Origin of the sequence: Peribacillus sedimenti, assembly GCF_046237635.1 — a bacterium.
Classification (GTDB): Bacteria; Bacillota; Bacilli; order Bacillales; family DSM-1321; genus Peribacillus; species Peribacillus sedimenti.
Genome location: NZ_CP143547.1, coordinates 3480852 through 3499126 on the forward strand (window position 1 = coordinate 3480852; position 18275 = coordinate 3499126).

The following is an 18275-nucleotide window of genomic DNA, read 5'->3' on the forward strand; positions in this document are numbered from 1 at the left end:
GACCTCTTATCAAATAAGCTATAACTGCATTGTCCAAGTGGATATACCATATGTAAGCAGTTGAAAAAAACTTAATAACCGTACAGATAATCGATATAATAAAATAAATAGAGGTTGAAAGGAGGAGTGATAATGTCCAATTTACCCCCACAGATTCAAATTGCGGAGGTTGTGCAAAATAAAGTTCAGCACAAAAAGTTATCCGCCGGTAAAATTATTCAAAGGGCACTTCTGATCACCCTGGGGGCCATGCTAATGGGAGTTGGCTTAGAGATATTCCTTGTGCCCAACAAAGTAATCGACGGGGGAATAACGGGTATATCAATCATGCTGTCTTATTTATCCGGATTTCCTCTAGGCTTCTTCATCTTCCTGCTTAACCTGCCTTTTTTCTTCATAGGGTATAAACAGATCGGAAAGACTTTCGCCATATCCACAATTTATGGAATTATAATCCTTTCCATAACCACCACCCTGCTGCATCCGGTACCTGCCCTAACACAGGACATTCTGCTGGCAACCATATTTGGCGGCATTCTACTCGGTGTAGGAATTGGTGTCGTAATCCGTTACGGCGGTTCACTTGATGGCACCGAGATACTGGCTATTCTCGCTAACAAACGTCTCCCTTTCTCTGTGGGTGAAATTGTCATGTTTTTCAATTTTTTTATTCTCTCCCTATCCGGATTCGTTTTTTCCTGGGACAGGGCTATGTATTCCATTTTAGCCTACTTTGCAGCTTACAAAACGATAGATATTACCATAGCAGGGCTTGACGAATCTAAATCAGTCTGGATTATATCAGATGAATATCAACAAATTGGCGATGCAATCATAAATCGATTAGGCCGGGGAGTTACCTACCTTTCCGGTGAAGGAGCATTTTCAGGCGATGACAAAAAAATTATTTTTTGTGTGATCACCAGGCTTGAGGAATCCAAACTTAAAGAAATAGTCAGTGAAAACGATCCTTCAGCCTTCCTTGCGATTGCAGACATTGCAGAGGTGAGAGGAGGGCGTTTTAAGAAGAAAGATATTCACTAAAAACAAGCACCCAAAGACGGCTGCTTTCCTGAAGTATCTTTTTCGCAATTGGCTGTGCCTGCAGTCCGTTTGGAAAACTCCAGGTGGCATATGACACCGACCACGCCATTCATCAACTGATCGCCGCAGAAAAAGAACATCAGTTCCCTCTCAGCATAAAAGGATAGGACTGACAACATTCGCCAGTCCCCTATAAACGTATTTTTTTGATACCGTATGCAGGCACTCTTTACTTCATGCCTGGATTATTAATCGCTTGAAGCATTTTTACAGATGCAACCATTTCGCTTTTGCATAAAGGACACTCCGGTTTTTCTTCGTAGGTAAAATTTGCCCTTATCCAGCCATTGCATTTGTCTGATGTACATTCCCAAACCTTTGTTTCTTCGGGCTGAACTTCTTCGCCATTATTATTGCGTTTGTACAATACATCTCACTCCTTCGATTGTTAAAGTATTTTTTCGATAAACAATCCTTTTTCTCTTTGGAACAAGATGAAAGAACTGCCTTTCAACCTAATTTTTAGGTAGGCTTTGTATAATTATATCATACTGAACCATGAAGCCGGCATAGTTAAAAACTTGAAAGCACCTATATCGGTATGGCTCGAGTCCAAAGTTCTAAATTACTTCATACAGAAAAAGGCTGCCCCTATAGGACAGCCTTTTACCAGCATGTGATTTTTTCATCTTGCTGCTAAGCTATTTTCCTTTAACAAAATAATGGGAAAATGCTGGAGAGTAATTTTTAGCGCCCAACCCAAAACAATGAAAGCCCTGCCTCTCTCCCATCAATACGGTTCCTAGACCGCGCCAGTGAGAATCAGGTTCCGGCTGTTAGCACATGTTTATTAAAGGGATTAGTCGAAAACTGCCTTCGGAGATGTGTGAAAGCAGATTTGAAGAAAGAATGCTGAAGAATAAAATAATAGAGGTAAAAGAAATATAAAATGTAAAACATTCTTAGTTGTTATCCATCTAAAAAATTCTGACTTTCTTTAAAAAATGCCGTGAGCCGCATTATACTTTAATAAAGATGTACCATTAAATTACCCTCACTGTTCCACTACTCAGTGCAACAGAATATAAATTATATCAAACTACCTCAAAAATGTAAATACAAAATATAAAATAAAAAAAACATCAAGAAGAGCCGTTTCTCGGCTCTTCCCGGGTTACCTATATGAATTATATTCTGTCTGGATTTTTGGAAGCTCCCGAATCTCTTCGACCAGTTTGCCCCCGCACATGGGACATGTTTCATTATCGGCAACAAATTCCTTTCTCATCCATCCATTGCAGGTTTCTGTTTCACAGGCAAATACAATGGTATCCTCGATGATTGTTACCGGTTCCTCTGAATTTTTCTTGCCAAAGTACATTAGGTAACCTCCTTTTCACCCCAAAGAATCTGCCCCTGAGTGTGGGTGAATCCGGGGTGGAATTTCCCTCATATACAGTATATGCAAGGAAACAGACAATTATTTATGGATATTTGCGCTTTTAACCAATGGTTAAACGCCTGCCGCTTTTTCTTTAGTAGGCTCGTCCTTCAAATATTGAATAATTTCATCTATAAATTGGCTCCCATACTTTTCCTGCTTTTGCTTGCCTACTCCTTTCACGTCTAGAAAATCCGCTACAGTTTGTGGCATTCTGGCCGACATATCCCTTAACGCCGCATCTGAGAATACGACGAATGGAGGAACCTTTTCATAGCTTGCAATTTCCCTCCTTAAAGTCCGAAGCCTTTCGAATAATTCATCATCGGCTGCAATCGCCTGGACCTGCATTTGCTCTTTCCTCAGAACTTTTTCATTACCAAGCAATACATTTTTCCCAGATGCCGTGACCTTTAACACAGGATATTGAGATCCAGTCATCTCTATATACTCCCTGGCAGCTAAAAAATCTATGAAATCGGCTATTTCTTTTCCAGAACGATCTTTCATAATCCCGTAGGTGGATAAAGTGTGAAAGCCAAAGGCCTCGATTTTTTTGTTTTTTGAACCTGATAATACCTGGCTGATCATCGTTTTGCCATATCGTTCGCCCATCCTTACCATACAGGACAGGACCTTTTGTGCATCAATAGTTACGTCGGTCGATGACCTTTTATCAAGGCAATTCGAACAATGCCCGCATTCTTTAGCTTCTTCAGTCCCGAAGTATTTTAAAATATATGCCTGAAGACAGCCTTCTGTATGACAATAATCCTTCATGGAAGCCAGTTTTTTCAGCTCCAAGGTCTTCCATTCTTTTGTATAGTGGGATTGATCAATTAGAAAACGCTGCACTTGGAGATCCTGAGGGGAATAAAGCAATATACATTCACTATCCAGACCATCCCTCCCGGCACGTCCAGCCTCCTGGTAGTAACTTTCCATATTTTTAGGCATCTGGTAGTGGATCACAAAGCGGACATTGGATTTATCAATTCCCATGCCAAATGCGGAAGTTGCTACCATTATATTCAATTCATCATTAAGAAACATATCCTGATTTTCTGTTCTGTCCCCCTCACTCATTCCCGCATGATATCTTCCCGCATGGAATCCTGATCTGCGTATTTTTTGATACAATCTGTCCACGTCTTTTCTTGTCGCTGCATAAATGATTCCGGATTCAGAATGATTCTTCTTAAGGTACCTCTCGATAAAGCGATCCCTGTTTTCTTCTTTTGTAACAGTAAAAAATAAATTTTCTCTGGCAAATCCGGTTGTAATTATATTTTCCGTGTCTATACCAAGAGCATTGCAAACATCAGACTGCACCTGAGGAGTTGCAGTTGCAGTCAATGCCAGTATAACTGGTTTGGAAGGCAATGTTTCAAGCAGCGGTTTTATATTTAGGTAGCTTGGCCTGACATCATGGCCCCACTGTGAAATACAGTGGGCCTCATCTATAGCTGCAAGTGAAATATCCATATCCAATAGCTCTTTCATAAAATATTCGTTATCCAATCTTTCAGGTGCAAGGTACAGTAATTTGTATATGCCTGCTTTGGTTTGGTTGATCCTGTTCTGCATTTCTGCATTTGAGATAGTGCTGTTTATATAAGTCGCAGAGATGCCGGCTTGAAGGAGTGTATCAACTTGATCTTTCATAAGCGAAATAAGCGGAGAAATCACAATTGTCACTCCTTGGAACAATAACGCAGGAATTTGATAGCAGATGGATTTACCCCCACCTGTCGGCATGATTCCGGCCGTGTTCTGCCGATTTAATATTTGGCGTATGATCGACTCTTGGCCCTTTCTGAATGAGCCATAACCGAAATATTGTTTTAATAATTCTTCAGCCTGTTCGAACATTTTCCTTCCTCCTGCCTTTCAAACGATTATTCTTCATTTTACCTGCGCAGGCTTGTTTTATCAAAATGTGAATATGTAATAGTGATGTGCTTCTAAGTCCTAAAACTGAATTTCGAATCATGTTGCGCCTCTTTTGATGCAAATACTTTGTACATAAGAAACATATCAGGAATTGTATTATTCAGGATAAAAACAATATGATTAAAGAAACAGAATGTCTACGTATTCCACTTCAGCATTTGTTAGATTCAACGTTCATTTAGCGAGCATAGCCGATAATGGTATGGCTTCAAATATAACGGACAAATTCTTACAATTTCAGGTTAATCGAGCATACTAGGGGAATATAGAAATCATTGAACATATCTTCGAAAATATTGGCACGAGGCCATAAAAGGAGTAGTTGGAAACATGAGTTTTTTTGCAAAACATGTGGTTAAATACTACAAGATTTTTTTGGGGCTATGGCTATTATTCACCATCATCCTTGGCATGTTTGCATTAAAGCTGCCAGACTTATTAGGCGGTGATGGCTTTGAAACGGATGGGGAATTTAAAAAGGTGGAAAAAGAACTAACAGAGACTTTCGGCCGTCCCGAGTCTACTCTATTGGTATTGTTTGAAAAACCAAAAAATCATGATTTATCAGAATTCAATGACAAGATCGAAATGACATTGGATCGTATTAGAGCCTTAGATATGACAACAGCCATTCAGTCACCGCTTCAGCATCAAAACCTGCGCAAAGGTGATATGTCATATGCCATTCTTGCCTTTGATAAAGACATGGAGGATTTAGATAAACAGATTGATGCCGTACGGGATGTCACAGGCAATGACCCTTCGATTAAGCTTACGGGTGTCCCAATCATTAATCAGGATTTTAATACTGCCAGCCAGGAAGATTTAAAGCGTGCCGAACTTATTGGCCTGCCTTTTGCAATTTTGGTTCTGATACTTGCTTTCGGCAGCATGGTGGCATCTTTGGTACCGATTGCAGTGGGTGCCATTACTATCATTGCCTCTTTTGGAATCCTGTCTTTAGCCGGCGGGCAAGTGAACCTGTCTGTTTTCATCCTGAATATTGTCCCGATGATCGGCCTTGCCTTAAGCATTGACTTTTCTCTGTTATTCATCAACCGATACAGGGAGGAAATCCTGCATTCCAGCAATGGGGATGCTATCGTTAAAACGATTCAGACAGCTGGAAGATCCATCATATTCTCTGCTTTTTGTGTATTCATAGGACTGGCAGCCATTATTGTGATTAATGTTGATATTTTTAAAACAATTGCAATTGGCGGCATGGTCGTGGTTGCAATCGCCGTGTTTTCTTCTCTCACCTTGCTGCCATCCATCCTTATGCTGCTTGGCGCTAATATAAATAAATGGAGCATAATCACAGTAAAGGATAAGGATGTTTCCAATTGGAGAAGACTGGCAAAATCCATCATGAGAAGACCGGCAGTTATTTCAGTAGTCTCATTGCTGGTTTTAATCTTTGGCATGCTGCCGGTTAAAAATATGAATCTTGCTATCCCCAAGGCTGATTCATTGCCAAAAGGCTATGAATCCAGGATTGCATTTGAAGCTATACAAGATCGATTTCAAACGGACAAAGAGAGTCAAGTATATGTTGTGGCAGAAAGAAATGGGGATTGGCTTGATACAAATGGACTGGAAGAAATGAAAAGGCTCGAAAATGAATTGCAACAAGATTCCCTTGTATCAGATGTTGAATCATTGTTTGCCGTTACTCAGCTCGAAAATCCTGAAAAGTTTCAAGGTGCCATTTCCAGTCCGGAGATGCAGCGACGTTTGCAGCCTGTCCTCGATCAATATGTAAAAAATAATAAACTGCTCGTGCCTGTCACCATTAAGGCTGAAGATACATCAGAAGCGGCAAAGACCTGGGCCAGGGATTGGAGCAATAAAAAATGGGATTACAAACTTTCCATTGGCGGTCCGGCAAAGTTCAATCAGGAAATATTCGATGAAATCGCAGACAAAATAGGGACAGTCCTTGCTATCATCCTTATTTCCACTTTCATTATATTGACATTTGCTTTCCGTTCAATCGTAATACCGGTCAAAGCCATCTTAATGAACGTTCTTGGTTTAAGCGCGACCTTTGGAATCCTTGTCTGGCTGTTCCAATACGGGCATTTCGGGCTGCCTGAGACAGATATTTCATTAATCATACCTGTATTAGTATTCACTTTGGTCTTTGGCTTGAGTATGGATTATGAAGTATTCTTAATTTCAAGAATCCAGGAAATCTACCTGGAAAGCAGCGATAACGATTACGCAACTGTGGAGGGACTTGCTTCTACCAGTAAAATTATAACCTCAGCGGCCTTGATCATGATCGTTATTACCGGTGCCTTTGCGTTCACTGGAGTAATGCCTGTAAAGCAGATAGGGATCGGGATAGCAATTGCCATTTTTATTGATGCAACCATTATCAGGCTTCTGCTTGTCCCTTCGCTAATGAAACTTTTAGGAGATTGGAACTGGTGGATGCCTTTTTCGAAAAATAAGATAAAAAAACCATACACCGAGTTTAAATAATGAACCTTTAATTGTGCATGCGAATATATCTTGCAACATTCTGAAGCAGCTTCATAAAATTAATTTGCATATAAAGGTTTCAATTGAGCAGCGAACCGGTTTTCTCTATGTCTTATTACAAAAAGCCCAAAAACGCTCTAAAAAGTAAGGCACAGGTGCTTACCTGTGCCTTCTTAGTTGTGATGAATATATCATTTTAATATTTTTACAGTTACTTGTCTTCTGCCCCAGTTAAGAGCATCCTGCTTATCCGCGAAGAATAAATCTATCTTGTTACCTTTGATTGCGCCCCCGGTATCCTGCGCTGTAGCATATCCATAGCCTTCCACATATACTTTAGTGCCTAATGGAATAACCGATGGATCAACTGCAATTACTTTTGCGTCCGGATTGGCTCGTAAATCTACTCCAGTAGCAGTTACTCCGCTGCAACCTTCACAATAAGCAGTATAACCTGTAGCGCTGACAGTCAATTCAGCGTTTGTAACGCCCTTAACCACTTTCTTGGCCGGTTTTGGCGAAGCGGTCACAACAGCAGCTTTCTTTGCAGCAGGTCTAACCTTTGTGACAGCAGCTTTTTTTGCTGCGGCTGGTTTTGCTTTAGCGACAGCCGGAGTGGCTGAACCGCCTGAAGGATGAATGACTAGCTTTTGGCCAGCATGAATTATGTCTGAACGCAGTTGGTTCCATTTCTTCAAATCGCCAACTGCCACATTGAAGCGATCAGCTATGTGCCAAAGAGTATCTCCTTTTTTGATGGTGTAATACTCTTCATTTGAAACTTTAAGTATTTGTTGAGGGTGAATGATATCAGATGATAGATTATTCAATGATTTCATATCATCTACTGATACATTATGTTTTTGAGATAGACCCCATAGAGTATCACCATCTTTTACTTTCACATCTTTAGCAGATGCATGAATTCCAAGACTCCCTGATATTGCAGCAGCTGCTGCGAAAGTCAAGATTGATTTTTTCATAGTAGTTACCTCCCTGTTAGGCTTATGTAAAAGCTAACGAAACCTATATTAGCACAGTTATTTTTCAATAAAAGAACAGGGAGATGAAACTGCCATGACAAACATAACAGAATTGTATCATTATATTAAGAGAGTATAAGGAACTGTAAAATAGTAATATTAAAAATTAGTCTTTTTCTACGAAAGCCTAGTTCGCACCTTACTTTTCGCTGTTGGTAGTCTATTGTAATTTGTAAAAAAATCCTGCTAATATTGCAGAAACATTTCCAAAAATACAGAAATGTCGATTTATACCAAGCACTTTATTATTATGTCGAAAAAGAAAAAACAGCAGAAATCTGCTGCTTTTTGTCAATCCCGGCGTATTTATCTGCGGTCTGAAGAATAGGTCCAGCCTTCTTCCTGATAAATTTTACCCTCTTTCATCAATTTTCCGAGAGCCCTTTTAAAGGCCCCCTTGCTTAAATGGAAATGAAATTCTATATCCTCGGGAGAGCTTTTATCACTATATGGCATGGCTCCGCCTCTGCTGATCAGATAGTTATAAATAACCTCTGAGTCACTTTCCATTTTATCCTGTTTAAAAGGATGAAGAGAAATATTTAAGCTGCCATCATCCTTAATATCAATGACCCTTCCTTCCACAAATTGTCCCAGCCTTGGTTCATTGCTTCGCTCACTTTCATGGATAAAACAACGATAGCCTTCTTCTGAATACATAAAAGAACCCACTAAAAGCAGACGATAGACATTTCCTTTTACCGCGGCATTTCTCATACCCTTTTTCGGGGCTTTCACAGCAATCGATTCAATCACATCCTCTGTCGCCAGTCTGGCAAGCAGCCGGCCGTGCCGGTCTGTCTTTAGGCTTGCAAACAAACGGTCCCCGACAGCTGGCCATAGATGTAGCAGCTTCGGCAGATCATCAAGGGATACAAGGATATCCTTTGAAATGCCGATATTGACAAAAACTCCAAGGTCCCTTTTTACACTTACCACTTCTGCCCAGCCATACTTGCCAATCTGGATGTGCGGAACATTCATCGTTGCAGTCATTCTTCCTTGTTTATCATGGTAAAGAAATACTTCTACTTCCTCTCCAACTTCTACATCTCCCTCTGTTTCATTATGATGCAGTAAAACATCCTCCGTTCCGTTTGTGAGAAAGAAACCAAAATCCGCTTCTCGATCGACCTGAAGTGTAACCGCTGTTCCAGCTTCCATTTGTACCATTTATCTGTATCCTCCTAAAGCTATGCAAAATCTATGTACATAGTTTACCCTTATTAAATTTTTTCCAACATATTCGAATCTATCACTTTTCTTGCCTCATACCAACATTTTTTTGTACAGACTTTAAGATTTCTTTCACGTACGGAAAGAGACAAAAGAGTAATGATGGATTAGGTTGCGAGATCGCTGCACTATCGCTTCAGCGGTAACCGGTCAGAACACGATGCTAGTTTTTGGTTGTACATTCGCCATTTTTTCAAAACGTGTGCACATTATTGTTGTCTGAAATCTCCTGCAAATCCTTCCTATCATCTTTTGCAACCATCACTCGCATGAAGACCCAATCTCCAACGCTTTGTGTGGAAACGGTTCATCACTATTAAGAAGACTAATTTTCAACGTTTTGTGTGGAAATGGCCTTTCTGCCATATCATTTATTGAGAAAGCAATGCATTTGCTTCCTGCATCATCATGCCAATTACCTCTTCTGCTCTCACACCTGCCCTCAGCATCCTCGTTCCCTGGCCTGCCCATAAAGCCATATATTCAGGATTATTCTGTTTCGCCGATTCCTGCCGAATATCCTTCGTTAAATTGTTCTGTAATGGAAACGGAGCAGGATTTATACCTGACCTTTCAAATTCACGGATAAAGGAATTATCGATCCCCCTGGCTGGCCTTCCTGAAAAGACTCTTGTAATTACGGTACTTTCTTCGTTGCTCTCAAGCAATGCGTTCTTATAAGCTGGATGGGCGCCGGATTCCCTGGCAGGAAGGAATGCGGTACCAACCTGGATACCTTGCGCTCCAAGTGCCAGTGCAGCCACAAGCCCTCTTCCGTCCATGATGCCCCCAGCTGCAGCAACCGGAACCCGAACGGCATCGGCAATTTGAGGAACCAATGAAAATGTGCCTATATTGGATCCGTTTGGACTTTGTTCAGTATTGAACGTGCTGCGATGCCCTCCAGCGTCACTGCCCTGGGCAATGATAATATCGCTCCCTGCATTTTCTGCAATCATTGCTTCTTTTACAGTAGTAACCATTGTTGTCACCACACAGTTGTTTCGTTTGGCTTCTTCCATTAGATCGTGCGGCAAAACACCAAATGCTGTACTGATGACAGGAACCCCCTCCTCTATAACTATCTGGAATTGCTGGTGTAATGTATCATCTGTCTGCTTCGGCAATTGATTCACGAAAGGAAGCTGCAGCTGTTCACGGATCACGTTCAACACATTATTCACACCCGTTATATCTCCTGTATCTAGAAATCCATCTTTACTGTTTGGGCTGAACAGATTCACTCCAAACGGCCGGTTTGTCTGCTGCTTAATCTTCCGGATACTTTCTCTTATTTGTTCGGCAGAAAGATAAGCCGCTCCCAATGTACCTAGACCTCCTGCATTCGACACAGCACTCACTAGCTCCGGACCTGCTGGTCCCCCAGCCATCCCAGCCTGGATAATTGGGTATTTAATCTGTAATATTCGACAAAATTCATTATATAACTTCATGGACGTAGCTCCTTCCAGTAACATGATAATGCATACTTATTCAGCAAAAATATTAAATGTCCTTCCCGCTGTGTATAAATCCCCTCATCTTTGCTGTTGATGATATACTGTTAAGTAAAAAAGAGAGGATGAACATCCTGGATAAGCTATATTATACCGACCCCTATCTTAGCAGGTGGGAGACGGACATTAAAGAGATTCTGCATAAAGAAGATCATTATCTAGTTATACTTAAGGAAACTGCCTTTTTCCCAGAAGGCGGCGGACAGCCTGCAGATTCAGGAAGCATCGATGGAATTCCGGTTTTGGACGTATTTGAAGACAATGGCACTATATATCATAAGATAGACTCCCTGCCTGCAGATACAGAACAAATTGCCTGTGAAATTGACTGGAAACGACGTTTTGACCATATGCAGCAACATAGTGGACAGCATTTGCTTTCAGCTGTTTTCAGGGAACTTTATGATGCTGGTACAGTCAGCTTCCATTTAGGGACCGACTACGTTTCGATCGATGTCCAGGCTTCGGACTTAGCGGAGCAGCAATTACATATGGCTGAGCATTTGGCTAATCAATATATTTATGATAATCGCAGAATCATCCCTTATTTTGTCACAGCAGAAGAGTTGAGAGAGATTCCGGTAGTCAAGCAGCCAAAGGTCACTGAACATATCCGGATTGTAGAAATGGAAGGCATTGAATTTAACCCATGCGGAGGAACGCATGTTACTTCAACGGGAAGCATTGGACTGATTAAGCTGTTAAAATCCGAAAAGCAAAAAAACCATACAAGATTTTATTTCCTCTGCGGCTTCCGTGCAATGGCAGACTATCATGAATCACAAGAAATTTTAGCGGTCCTGTCAAAAAAATTCAGTGTCGGAAAATCCGGTATTTTAGACCGGATTTCAAAATGGGAAGAAGAGCAAAAACAACTCGAACGGGAGAGCGAAAGACTGCAGGAAGAGAATTCTTTGCTGCTTGCCAAAACACTAATAAAAGACAGCGATTTTGGAGTGTTATTCAAACAATTTGATCATAAATCCCTTAAGGATCTTCAGAAACTTGCAACTGCCGTCATCAATGATACTGAACTGCTAGTGGTATTTGCTTCATTGCCTGAAAATAAAGTCCTTATCTCTCATAACGGCAAGATAGGTTTTCATTGCGGCCAATTCTTAAAGGAGCACATCAACTCCTACAATGGACGGGGAGGCGGAAGCGAAAAAAGCGCTCAGGCAGGATTCCCGAGCCGCAGCGATCTGTTGTCCTTTTATGATTTTTGCCAGACCAGCATTAGAGAGTATATCAAATCCAAATAGAGAATGATCGATTCCAAGGAAGGAAGATAAAAAGACAGGAGAAGTGTCGATAAAGACTTCTCCTGTCTTTTCTATTCATCAGAAATCTTAAGCTTTGATACTCCATGCTTTTCTAAATGATCGTGGTAAAACTCCTCTAGCTGACTCAAATGTTCCATATGATTAGCCTGGCTTTTTGAAATCCCCTGCTGATAATCCCTCCTGGCAAGATAATACGCCAGTTTATCCCAGAACACTATCTCCTCATAAGTATCAAGGACAGTATTGATCTGGCCAATAAGCTGAGGTCCTGGCTCGTGATAATTTCCTTCGCGATGATGATTTACTCCTGCATATCCATGCTCTGCTGCCTGTGAAAGAATCAGCTGCTCGATTTTACGGAACTCATGATTAGAGTTTTCTGGTTCTGCGGAATCCACCACCCACATTCCATACGATATCAGTTTGACGAGGTTTTCATATTGGTTCGAGGTTAATTTAATATTCATAGGAAGGGCTCCTTTTGTGTTAAGATAATGTAACCATACACTAAAGTGCCCAATGATACAAAATCCTTTAATTTTACTCATGTTCTATTGTGAGGCCTTCTACATGACGTTTATTCATTAACTTTGATTTTTTTCGATTCTCTTTACTATCAAAAATTTGGGCCATATCATAATCCTTGGGATATAGATCGGCCGCCGCAATGTACAGGCTGAGCCTTTTGGTGTTGACCTTCCTCATTTCTCCTTTCACGAGGACTTCATAATTCCCATAATCATCAGGACCTTTAAAAATAATTCCAGTTTCATTATTAGGAGAAAGCTTCACATTATCTCCCTGGGTAAAATGTATCTCACTTTCACCCTTTGCAATTTTCCCTCCTTCCCGACTCATATACCTATTGATCGTGATTTGTTTATCAAGCTTTAGCTTCTGCTGTTGGCCCTCTATTCTGATTGGATACGATCTTTCTTCCTTATAGGTGATCTTATGCGCTTTTTCAATTAAGCCCGGATGCATGCCCAGTTTAAGAGCGATTGAGAAGCCCTGGCTATCGCCCCCCTTGCCAATGATCAATTTGTAGGTAGGCCGTAAAGTTTCCAGATCGAATTCCATTGAGCCGTTCAGAAAGCCTGGTGTTATATCTGCGAAATGTTTAATTTCGCTGTAATGGGTAGTCGCAAGCAATGTTGCCCCCTTTTTATATAACTGCTCCAGAATGACAGTTGCCAGCCCCATCCCCTCTGCAGGGTCTGTGCCCGAACCCAGTTCGTCAAGCAGCACCAGGCTCCGGTCATTGGTTTCCTCAAGTATTGTGATAATATTTTTTATATGCGAGCTGAACGTGCTTAAATTTTGTTCTATACTTTGCCCATCACCTATATCTACCCAAATATTTTGGAATATCGCAATGTGAGTCCCTTCTTCTACCGGGATATGGAAGCCTGATTGTGCCATTAACGTAATGAGCCCAATCGTTTTAATGGCAACGGTCTTTCCGCCTGTATTCGGCCCGGTGATGACCAGGGCATGCTCTCCATTTCCAAGCTCCACGTTCAGCGGCACTGCCCCATTCTCCAGAAGCGGATGTCTCGCACCCTTGATTGAAATGAAATGAGAGGTATTAACTTTGGGAGCTCTTCCGTTTATCGAAATGCTGTATTTCGCTTTAGAAAATAAAACATCATAATGTACCATCGTTTCCACGGCCAGCTTCAACTCCTGCTGGTGTGTTTCCACAAGCCCAGTCAAATAGCTAAGAATTCTTTCCCCTTCCGCCTCTTCCTGCCATGCCAATATATCGATTTCTGCCTGCAGGGCTGCAGACTCTTCCGGCTCCACAAAAATGGTAGAGCCCGATGCTGATGAGTCCAATATTGCCCCCTTTATTTTTCCTTTAAATTCCTTTTTCAAAGGGATGACATATCTTCCACTTCTCTCACTGATAATTGTTTCCTGCAGCATGCTTTTAATTTTCGGGGATTTTATAAGATTTTCCAGTTTTCCCTTCAGCCTTTCTTTATGAATGGCAATTTGTTTTCTAATTTTGCCCAGCTCCCGGCTAGCATTATCATCAATAATACCATTGCGAATACATCTATGGATTTCCGCACTGAGGTCAGGAAGTGAACTGATGCTATGGACATAACTCGTTACCCTGGGAGCAATATATTCCTTGTCTTTCATGTACCGTTTAATTTTTATGCAGCTATCAAGAAACTGATGAAGCCTCATAAAATGTTCCGGTCGGAGTGCAACGCCCTTGTTGAGCAGCTGTAGGATGGATTCAATTCCTTCCAATGCGGAAAGCGGTACGCTCGCACTCTTTTTTAACAGCAGTACAGCTTCATCCAGCTCTGATTGAAGTGCCTGGATCTGCCCGGGGTTTATGCTCGGCTCTATCGCTAAAATTCTTTGCCTTCCAGTTTCAGTTAATGAAAAAGAGCCAATTATTTCTTTGATCTTAGTAAATTGTAATGTGTGTAAAGCCTTTTGATTCATTGTTACTTCCTCCTATATTTGAAGTGATTTGACGCGGCGGCCGGCATATATCTGTCTGGCCGCTGCCAGCGCAGGTCGGCTTTCCAGCTGACAGACCTAGTTCTTCAAAACAAAAAAGCCGCAATGAACAAAATGTCCATTGCGGCAATCATCTCCATTTGTTGCTTGGAATTTGATTATTATCCCTTCAGATAATAAAAAAAACTGTGTAAAAAACACAGCAGCTTCAAATGGAAACTTTTTTATGCCATGATTTTGTTCTTAACTTCATTGCGTGCATCACAAATAAACAGGCCATGTTTTTTCAAAAATAAAAAACATGCTGCGGCACAGCAATGACCGTATGAAATTACGGATTAGTTAAGAACGGCACCTAACATAAAATTTTCCCCTTTATTGGAAAGGATCATAATCAAATTCACTTACTTATAAAATATTCCATATATATGCCAAATGTCAATAACAGCCGGAAAATATTTTTTTTGGCCCTCTCCGTGCCGCTTTATTCCTCCATTTTATTTCACGAAAAACATTTATATACAGTTTTTATAACCATCTTTCAGACAGGCTACATAGAAGGGTCTGCATAGTGAGTAATTCTATAAAGAGTTCCAGTTGGTAATGATTTGTTCAAAGGCTGCGTCGTTTTGAAAAGATGAGGAATTAGGCTAATATTAGGAGTGATTCAAAGGAGGCAGTAATTTGTTAATACGCAGAGCAATGCAGGGAGACGAAGCAGCCATTGCAAAAGTCTATGTGAATTCGTGGAAAACCACCTATCAAAATATCATCCCTGAAACTTACTTGAATGGTTTAGAAGCTGGGTTATATTCGAATATATGGTCATTTATACTTAATGAAGAAAAGACCATTGTGTATGTTGCCGAAAACGCAGAAGGAGAAATCGTCGGTTTTGCGAGCGGCGGAAATGAACAGACGGAGGACCCACATTATACAGGAGAGGTTTATGCGATATACATTTTGCAGAACTATCAGCGAAAAGGAATTGGAAAATCGTTAATCAAACGGTTGCTCAAAGAGCTAAGAAGCCAGGGCTATGTAAATTTGATAATATGGGCCTTAAAAGATAATCATAATCGTTCCTTTTACGAATCTTTTGGTGGTACGATCAAAAAAACTAAACCGTTCCTTGTGAGCGGTGCGAGCCTCACGGAAGTGGGTTATGTCTGGGAAAACATAGACGAGGTCCTGAATGAATTGTAATCTATATGCTTCATGTCGATCATTTTTGTAAAAGAAATTGCCCCTGCTTTCTGCAGGGGCAGTATGCCTTATTGAAAATTTTCCTGAGTTTATCGATGTTACTCCTATAACAAGAAATTTTGTTTTTGTTTTCCAAGTAAATAAAGCCGATGCAATGGACGCGTCATCGTTACATATAAGAGCTTAATATCGAGCTCGTTTTCTTTTTGGTATTTTTCCTCAAGGGAGATGGCAAACACTACGTCAAACTCCAGCCCCTTTGCTAAATAGGATGGAACGATTACCAGTGCATTCTTGGGTATGCTTGCCTGTTCCTTTAACAGAAAAACCGGCATTCCAAGTGAATGAAGCAGCTCGTAAGCCTTGCTGCAATCTGCCTTGGTCTTTCCAATGATCGCATAGGTTTGGAAACCCTCATTTTTCACGTTCTTATATATCCTCTGAAGTACGCTGCCCCAGCCATCCTCCGCTATTTTAATAAACTCTGGCTTTTCACCGTGGCGGACCACGGGTTCCACTTTCGGGAACTCATACGGGAGGAGTGCAAGAAGTTTATTTGCCTCATTCATAATTTCCACTGTTGTCCGGTAGCTTTTTTGCAATTCTGTGTAAGTCGCTCTCGGGAAGATTTTATCATGTACCTCTTGCCATGAATCCAATCCCCTATATGAGTGGATTCCCTGAGCCAGATCCCCGACAAGCGTAAACATATCTGTATCAGCTGCTGTCTTAAGAGATTGAAGCTGCATGAAGCTATAATCTTGTGCCTCATCGATGACAATGTTTTTGGCCCGTTTTTCTTTATCGACTCCAAAAATGTGGGCATACAGATATAAAATAGGACCAAGGTCTTCAAGCTCAAACTTCTTGGAGTTGAAATTCCGATTGGAATAACGGCATATATCGATTGCCTGCTCTTTTGTCAGGCTCCCCTCACTATAGGAGTATAGAAGAGCGGGATCTTCAAAAAGCTCCATATAATATTGTGTAATGCTTTTCTTATCAAATTGATTTATATATTCCCGGACCGATGTGCCGATTGCTTTTTTGATTTCATTCATACGCTCTGCCTTTTTGTCGAGGCATTTCGTTATGTACTCTTTTCTGATTTCAGGATTTATATTTCTATATAGAGCCTTTTCAATTTTAGCGTCATAAAAATCATTGATTTTGTCAATCATTGCTTTCTTATTTGTTTTAACATGGTTCCGCAGTATGTTTTTTAACTTTTCGATCCTTCCGTATAAAGGCAAGTACCAATATTCTTCCTGAAATAATTTAATGAATTTCCTTGCAGAAAAAAGGCGGTATTTATCAACAAAAAAATCACGTTTCGGGTAAAACCTTCTAAATATGTCCATTAGAAAACGGTCAAGGATTTGTTTAAACTGGTACGATCCCTTAAATCCTGATACCCAAACTGCAAGCTTTGTTTCTTCATCCTGCTTTTCCAGCAGGCTCACCAATTTATGATCTTCCAATAGTTTGAAATTGTATCCAACAGCAGACTGTACATACTCTGCAAACGTATGCTGTTTTACCTTTTCAACCCCTAGCTCCGGCAATGCTTCTGATATATAGTCGATGAACAGCCTGCTCGGTGCCAGAATCATCAATTCCCTTGGATCGAACAGATCTTTATAGTGGTAAATGAAATAGGAAATGCGGTGGAGCGCAATGGTCGTTTTTCCGCTTCCTGCTGCACCCTGTACAATAATAGGCTTATTAAGGTCAGCGCGAATAATTCTGTTTTGTTCTTCCTGAATTGTCGAGACGATTTCTGTGAGACGGTTGCTGGAACTTTTGGAGAGGGATTCCTGGAGTAATTCATCTGTTGTAGTCAAATCAATGTCCCTGACTTCAGTCAACTGTCCCTGTTCAATCATAAGCTGCCGTTTTAAGGAGATATTCCCATTGAAGGATTCACCTTCAGCATCATACTGGACGTCACCGATCCTTCCCTCGTAGTACAGGTTTGCAATGGGGGACCGCCAGTCAACAATGATCTGTTCTTGATTTTCTCTTTGATAGAGGGAAGTCTTACCGAAATAGAGTATTTCCTTGTTTTGCCCGCCTTCCCTTGAAAAATCTACCCGGGCAAAATAAGGCTTTCCCATGGCCTTCCGAAGGCTTTCAAGCTCGGACTTGCTCATTTCAAAAAAACCTGCATTGGTCAGCAGCTCTGAGTAACCTCCTGATTCGAGCCAATCAGCATCTCCAAAGGCTTCCTGCATATTTTTCCTGAATTGATCCTTGCTTGTTTCAGAAGTTTTGATTACAACATCCATATACCTTTTCGTGAATTCCAAACGCTGAAGTTCATTTTCAAAATCGGGGTGCTGCGCTGTCATCATGCTCTCCTTTCAAATCAAAGAATTAGTCCCGGAGGAGAAAAAAGTCTAGCGTAGCGATGAAATGGAAATTTATATTATCAGAAAAATTCATAATTTGCAATACCTGCTATCCCTCTTGAACTCACTAAAAAGATAAAAGAGAAGGTGAATTATTATTCTATCGAGGTTTTTATAAAATAAATTATTAGGAATGCCCGATCTGGACGGATATCCATAAGGCTGAA

The 18275-nt window shown here is 40.8% G+C and carries 13 protein-coding genes and 1 pseudogene; 4 read left to right on the forward strand and 10 right to left on the reverse strand.

The features are described from left to right. The first annotated feature begins 132 nt into the window (after window positions 1-132). Window positions 133-1044 carry a YitT family protein gene (locus V1500_RS17125; protein WP_409301085.1) on the forward strand — a complete coding sequence of 304 codons (912 nt, stop codon included), beginning with the start codon at window positions 133-135 and terminating at the stop codon, window positions 1042-1044. On the opposite strand, the gene V1500_RS17130 is transcribed toward V1500_RS17125, so the two are convergent. From V1500_RS17130 to recQ, 4 genes and pseudogenes are all read right to left on the reverse strand, one after another. Next, window positions 1041-1223 (reverse strand): hypothetical protein, encoded by a 183-nt coding sequence (locus tag V1500_RS17130; RefSeq protein ID WP_409301086.1) that lies wholly within the window; start codon window positions 1221-1223, stop codon window positions 1041-1043. The two genes, V1500_RS17125 and V1500_RS17130, sit on opposite strands and share 4 nt — an antisense overlap. A 50-nt stretch (window positions 1224-1273) precedes the next feature. Then, entirely contained in the window at window positions 1274-1471 is a 198-nt protein-coding gene (locus V1500_RS17135; RefSeq protein WP_409301087.1) for a cold-shock protein, read from the reverse strand. A gap of 747 nt (window positions 1472-2218) precedes the next feature. Then, window positions 2219-2425 (reverse strand): cold-inducible protein YdjO-related protein, encoded by a 207-nt coding sequence (locus V1500_RS17140; protein WP_409301089.1) that lies wholly within the window; start codon window positions 2423-2425, stop codon window positions 2219-2221. 159 nt (window positions 2426-2584) lie between these two features. After that, window positions 2585-4357: pseudogene (gene recQ / locus V1500_RS17145) on the reverse strand (DNA helicase RecQ); the annotation flags it as partial. 411 nt (window positions 4358-4768) lie between these two features. Here recQ and V1500_RS17150 point away from each other — a divergent pair. Beyond that, complete coding sequence (locus tag V1500_RS17150; RefSeq protein WP_409301091.1) at window positions 4769-6928, forward strand: MMPL family transporter; 2160 nt, start codon at window positions 4769-4771, stop codon at window positions 6926-6928. Window positions 6929-7119: 191 nt separating this feature from the next. Here the strand turns inward: V1500_RS17150 and V1500_RS17155 are convergent, their stop codons facing one another. From V1500_RS17155 to V1500_RS17165, 3 genes are all read right to left on the reverse strand, one after another. Then, a complete protein-coding gene (locus V1500_RS17155; protein WP_409301092.1) occupies window positions 7120-7911 on the reverse strand; it encodes a LysM peptidoglycan-binding domain-containing protein in 792 nt (263 codons plus the stop codon). 366 nt (window positions 7912-8277) lie between these two features. Beyond that, window positions 8278-9144 carry a S1 RNA-binding domain-containing protein gene (locus V1500_RS17160; RefSeq protein ID WP_409301093.1) on the reverse strand — a complete coding sequence of 289 codons (867 nt, stop codon included), beginning with the start codon at window positions 9142-9144 and terminating at the stop codon, window positions 8278-8280. A 434-nt stretch (window positions 9145-9578) separates the two neighbouring features. Next, window positions 9579-10661, reverse strand: coding sequence for an NAD(P)H-dependent flavin oxidoreductase (locus V1500_RS17165; RefSeq protein ID WP_409301095.1), 1083 nt, complete (start codon window positions 10659-10661; stop codon window positions 9579-9581). 128 nt (window positions 10662-10789) lie between these two features. Here V1500_RS17165 and V1500_RS17170 point away from each other — a divergent pair, with 128 nt between their 5' ends. After that, complete coding sequence (locus V1500_RS17170; protein ID WP_409301097.1) at window positions 10790-11986, forward strand: alanyl-tRNA editing protein; 1197 nt, start codon at window positions 10790-10792, stop codon at window positions 11984-11986. A 71-nt stretch (window positions 11987-12057) separates the two neighbouring features. Here the strand turns inward: V1500_RS17170 and V1500_RS17175 are convergent, their stop codons facing one another. Beyond that, window positions 12058-12474 carry a hypothetical protein gene (locus V1500_RS17175; RefSeq protein ID WP_409301099.1) on the reverse strand — a complete coding sequence of 139 codons (417 nt, stop codon included), beginning with the start codon at window positions 12472-12474 and terminating at the stop codon, window positions 12058-12060. A gap of 73 nt (window positions 12475-12547) precedes the next feature. Next, window positions 12548-14473 (reverse strand): endonuclease MutS2, encoded by a 1926-nt coding sequence (locus V1500_RS17180; protein WP_409301101.1) that lies wholly within the window; start codon window positions 14471-14473, stop codon window positions 12548-12550. Between the two features lie 702 nt (window positions 14474-15175). Between V1500_RS17180 and V1500_RS17185 the strand changes: the two genes are divergently transcribed. Beyond that, entirely contained in the window at window positions 15176-15697 is a 522-nt protein-coding gene (locus V1500_RS17185; RefSeq protein WP_409301103.1) for a GNAT family N-acetyltransferase, read from the forward strand. Between the two features lie 104 nt (window positions 15698-15801). Here V1500_RS17185 and helD read toward each other — a convergent pair whose 3' ends face one another. After that, window positions 15802-18051 (reverse strand): RNA polymerase recycling motor HelD, encoded by a 2250-nt coding sequence (gene helD / locus V1500_RS17190; RefSeq protein ID WP_409301105.1) that lies wholly within the window; start codon window positions 18049-18051, stop codon window positions 15802-15804. Window positions 18052-18275: the final 224 nt, after the last annotated feature.

Bases quoted from the DNA above. Each gene is read 5' to 3' on its own strand.
- V1500_RS17125 (WP_409301085.1), top strand. From the start codon at position 133: ATGTCCAATTTACCCCCACAGATTCAAATTGCGGAGGTTGTGCAAAAT.
- V1500_RS17130 (WP_409301086.1), bottom strand. From the start codon at position 1,223: ATGTTGTCAGTCCTATCCTTTTATGCTGAGAGGGAACTGATGTTCTTT.
- V1500_RS17140 (WP_409301089.1), bottom strand. From the start codon at position 2,425: ATGTACTTTGGCAAGAAAAATTCAGAGGAACCGGTAACAATCATCGAG.
- V1500_RS17150 (WP_409301091.1), top strand. From the start codon at position 4,769: ATGAGTTTTTTTGCAAAACATGTGGTTAAATACTACAAGATTTTTTTG.
- V1500_RS17155 (WP_409301092.1), bottom strand. From the start codon at position 7,911: ATGAAAAAATCAATCTTGACTTTCGCAGCAGCTGCTGCAATATCAGGG.
- V1500_RS17160 (WP_409301093.1), bottom strand. From the start codon at position 9,144: ATGGTACAAATGGAAGCTGGAACAGCGGTTACACTTCAGGTCGATCGA.
- V1500_RS17165 (WP_409301095.1), bottom strand. From the start codon at position 10,661: ATGAAGTTATATAATGAATTTTGTCGAATATTACAGATTAAATACCCA.
- V1500_RS17170 (WP_409301097.1), top strand. From the start codon at position 10,790: ATGAACATCCTGGATAAGCTATATTATACCGACCCCTATCTTAGCAGG.
- V1500_RS17175 (WP_409301099.1), bottom strand. From the start codon at position 12,474: ATGAATATTAAATTAACCTCGAACCAATATGAAAACCTCGTCAAACTG.
- V1500_RS17180 (WP_409301101.1), bottom strand. From the start codon at position 14,473: ATGAATCAAAAGGCTTTACACACATTACAATTTACTAAGATCAAAGAA.
- helD (WP_409301105.1), bottom strand. From the start codon at position 18,051: ATGATGACAGCGCAGCACCCCGATTTTGAAAATGAACTTCAGCGTTTG.